The following is a 3,768-nucleotide window of genomic DNA, read 5'->3' on the forward strand; positions in this document are numbered from 1 at the left end:
GATCGGAAAACACCGCCGAGATGCCCGGAATCAGCCGCCGAGATGCCCGGAATCAGCCGCCGAGATGCTCTGGAAATCTATGCCGAGATGCGCCGGAAACCCCGGCCGAAATCATCCGGAATACGCAATCCGCGCGTTTGTCGACAGGTTGGCAGTTGAACGCGCCATCACTAACCTTGTCAGGAACGGCGTCGAAGCTGGTGCCTGTAACATTTGGGTATCTGTACAGATCGACTTTCCCCGCCTGACAATACAAGTCGCAGATGACGGGCCAGGAGTACCCCAAGAACTTGTCCAAGGTCTCTTTAAACGTGGCGCTACCAGTGGCAAACGAGGTGGCTCTGGCATTGGTCTATTTAATGTGATGGAAATCACTCGGGCCCACGGAGGCACTACTTCCTACCAACGCAAGGCCGGTCTCTCGCGATTTGAAATGACTTTACCAAACGTCGTCATGGACGGTAGTCGACCTGAGATCAAAGCGATTGAATCCAAGGCAAGCGAACCTACCCCATCGAGAAATGGTGCCGAGTATGTTCTGGTGCAACTGACCGACATAAGTCGGAGCAACCAGATCAGACAATCCCTGACCGCCCAGGGTGTATGTGTTGAGAGTGAGGTCGCCCGCGACGGAACCCCCGTCTGTGCCTATATCGATCTCGATGGTGATGTTAACCCCGCCTCTCTCGAAGCTGCCCGTATCGTTTACGACGAAAGCTCAAGGACTCCAGATAAGGCAGCAAGCCTGATTGCCCTAGTTTACAAAGACTCGGTTACTAAAGGATAAAGCCATGGCATCAACTAAATCTAAACGCCGCAAAATCCTTATCGTTGAGGACGATGTTTCTCAGCTCAACCGATATCTTGAAATGGCCACTAGGATAGGGCTCGACGCCGATGGTGCCGACAGCCTAGAAAAAGCATTGGCCTACTTGGACAACGTCAATTACCAGTTTGTACTGACTGATATGCACTTGCAGTCAGGTAGACAAAACTCTTACGAGGGACTGGAACTCCTCAAAGAAGTAAAAACTAATCATCCAGAGACTGTCCCCCTCGCAATGTCTGCCGACCCCAAGATAGAGACCTACCGGCGGGTACAGGCTGAAGGTGTGGCCCATTTCTTCCGCAAGCCCATCCTAGGTGAGGAAGAACTGCAGATACACATTGAGGCAGCGATGCGTCTACGAAGATCAAGCGTAGCCGGTGGCCGAAAAAGGTCTGTGCCCGAGATGCCAAGTCATCTCATTGAGAAGTACCCGGATGGTTTGGTTATCTCCTCTGATATCCGTACCCGCGCCCGGAAGGCTGCAGTCAGCTCCACCATACCTGTAATTATCACTGGCGAGACGGGAACCGGTAAAGAAGAGGTGGCCAAGCTGGTCCATAGGCTGAGAACTGAGATCGACGGAACAATACCGTTCGTCCCAGTGAACTGCGCTAACTTGACTGGCGATACCGCGGTCAGCATGCTTTTCGGTCATAAGAAAGGTGCCTTCACCGGGGCTGAGGAGACGACGGTTGGGTATGTAGGTGAGGCTAATGGCGGTATTTTATTTTTAGACGAAATCCATGCACTGAGCGAAGACTGCCAAAAACGCCTGCTACGCGTCCTGAACGATGGCACCTATAATCGAACCGGAGAGTCGAAGACCCTCCACAGTGAGTTTCAAGTTATCGTGGCATCGACCAAAGACCTTGATGACGAGGTAGAGGCGGGGCGCTTTCTACTCGACCTTCGCGGGCGACTGACCGGATTGCAGATCGCTCTTAAGCCACTCAGAGAGCGAGCGGATGACCTTCTGGATCTAATTGACCTAGGCTTCGCGCGTCTTGGTGCTAAGGTCTCTCGTAATACCGTAAATGCACTTGTGGACCGCTGTGGCCGCTACTATTGGCAGGGCAATATTCGCCAACTTATGCAGGTGCTCAATATCATGGTTACGGAAGCAGTTGGTGATGAGCGAGCTGTATCGGTCGATGATCTACCTGAGCTTAAGACCATGCTTGCGCCAGGACCAAAGTCTAGTGACAACGCTGGTCAGGCACAATTCGCAAACATTACAGCTGACGGTCTTTACGAGGTTTTAGCCCATGCTTTGACGACTGACGTCAGTCTTTGGAATGTCGTAGCGGCGGTGGAACGAGCTGTAGTCGAAGCAGCGCAGAAGAGACACGGGTCGATTAGGCGTACAGCTGAGGCGTTGGGCGTGACGAGGTTGAAGTTGAGTCAGGTGCTGGGAGATAGGGTTGAGTCTTAGAATTAGCCACGCTTTGAAGGCAACGATGATGACTAGTCAAACTCTCCGTCCCAAAGTCGGCGAAAGAACAACTCCCAGGGAATAAGACTAAGCCCGTCTTCGTACTTGCGTTCAATGGGATCCTGGCTGACGAGGATTCGGTGTTGCCAGTCGTTCTCTTCAGCGATTTTACTCAGACCCTTACTGTCGCGGCTGCTGGTGCGTTGAGTGGATTTGATCTCGATAGCGATGCGATTGTCAATCACGAGGTCAACCTCCTCTCCGTGTTTAGTGCGCCAAAAGTTTAGATCCCAATAGCGGCGACGATAGGCGTTGTAAGCTCGCACCTCGCTGATGACAAAATGCTCAAATGACAGACCGTAGGTATTCGAATTGCGATCTAAGTGCTTAGTGCCGGTTAAAGCGTGAATGACTCCGCAATCAAATAGATAGTGTTTTGCGGTAGCTACTGACTTGCGACTCTTGCCCTCGCGCCATGGTTCCAGTCGATAACCAATCAACGTGTCGTCTAATATTTCGAAATAGTCTTTGATAGTCTTCGCCGATAGTCCAATGTCGCTCGCGATGTTGGCGTAATTCAGCAATTCGCCACTGCACTGTGCAGAAAGCTTAAGAAATCGGCTGAACGCTGGGAGATTACGCACCTCAGCCTCAAGTTGAATTTCCTCCTTTAGGTAAAGAGTGATGTAATCCAGGAGTTCCTCGCGGGGACTGTCAGACAGGTAAACACGAGGTAGGGAACCAAAAAGGAGAAATCTCTCAAGGTCAAATTTTTGAGCAGTGGAAGTCTCCTGCCAGGTAAATGGCAGAAGCATTGCTTGCGTGGCACGGCCACCAAGCATGTTGGCATTGTTGCGCTTTAGTTTTCTAGCGCTTGAGCCCGTTAGCAAAAACCTCCGTCCCTTTTTTTCAATGAGGCGATGCACTTCGTCGAGTAACATTGGTAGTTTCTGTACCTCGTCAATCACTACGAGTGCTTCTGGGCGCGCAGCAACTAAGGCTGCTAATTCGGATGGATTTTGACTAAGCGGCAGATAAAAGTCGCCACTGAGTAGATCGATAACCATCGCCTCGGCTAGTTGGAGTTCGATCAGACGGGTTTTGCCAGCGCCCCTTGGCCCAAACAAGAAGGAGCTCTTTCTTGCAGTAATTTCAGAGAGATCTAGAATTCGTGGAATATCTGAAGTCATTGGGTGAAATTTCCGGAAATTCCGTAGTACTGATTCTGATTAGCCAACTATTTGAAAATACTACATTGTTACGGGTCTGTCAAATCGCAGTGGGCGGAACGAGGTTAATCGGACGAAAGTTGACTTACTTGGTGGCAAAAACGGCGGTTTTCTCGAGGCTTTTGGTCACGGCTAAAACTATGCTCTCACGTTATCATTGGTGCCGTAAAACCCTGCCATTCATGGCGGGGATAAAAGGCACCCGCCCGAGCTGACACGCAGTGTTAGCGAGTTCAGGGTGGTGTTTTCTGCGCCTCGATATATTGCTTCACGATAGA

The 3,768-nt window shown here is 51.0% G+C and carries 3 protein-coding genes; 2 read left to right on the forward strand and 1 reads right to left on the reverse strand.

Translation table 11 applies throughout. The annotated features are described in order from the left end of the window. Positions 1-64 precede the first annotated feature (64 nt). Together FJ146_19685 and FJ146_19690 are read left to right on the forward strand one after the other, a co-directional pair. Entirely contained in the window at positions 65-787 is a 723-nt protein-coding gene (locus tag FJ146_19685) for a sensor histidine kinase (protein MBM4254193.1), read from the forward strand. A 4-nt stretch (positions 788-791) separates the two neighbouring features. After that, positions 792-2,261, forward strand: coding sequence for a sigma-54-dependent Fis family transcriptional regulator (locus FJ146_19690; protein ID MBM4254194.1), 1,470 nt, complete (start codon positions 792-794; stop codon positions 2,259-2,261). A gap of 32 nt (positions 2,262-2,293) precedes the next feature. Here FJ146_19690 and FJ146_19695 read toward each other — a convergent pair whose 3' ends face one another. Further along, on the reverse strand, positions 2,294-3,451 hold the full coding sequence (locus tag FJ146_19695) for an ATP-binding protein (GenBank protein ID MBM4254195.1): 1,158 nt from the start codon (positions 3,449-3,451) through the stop codon (positions 2,294-2,296). Positions 3,452-3,768: the final 317 nt, after the last annotated feature.

It is taken from the genome of Deltaproteobacteria bacterium, from assembly GCA_016874735.1.
Taxonomy (GTDB): domain Bacteria; phylum Bdellovibrionota_B; class Oligoflexia; order Oligoflexales; family CAIYRB01; genus CAIYRB01.

What these genes read in the sequence shown, in the direction of transcription:
- FJ146_19685 (MBM4254193.1), top strand. Translation starts at nt 65, where the DNA reads ATGCTCTGGAAATCTATGCCGAGATGCGCCGGAAACCCCGGCCGAAAT.
- FJ146_19695 (MBM4254195.1), bottom strand. Translation starts at nt 3,451, where the DNA reads ATGACTTCAGATATTCCACGAATTCTAGATCTCTCTGAAATTACTGCA.
- FJ146_19690 (MBM4254194.1), top strand. Translation starts at nt 792, where the DNA reads ATGGCATCAACTAAATCTAAACGCCGCAAAATCCTTATCGTTGAGGAC.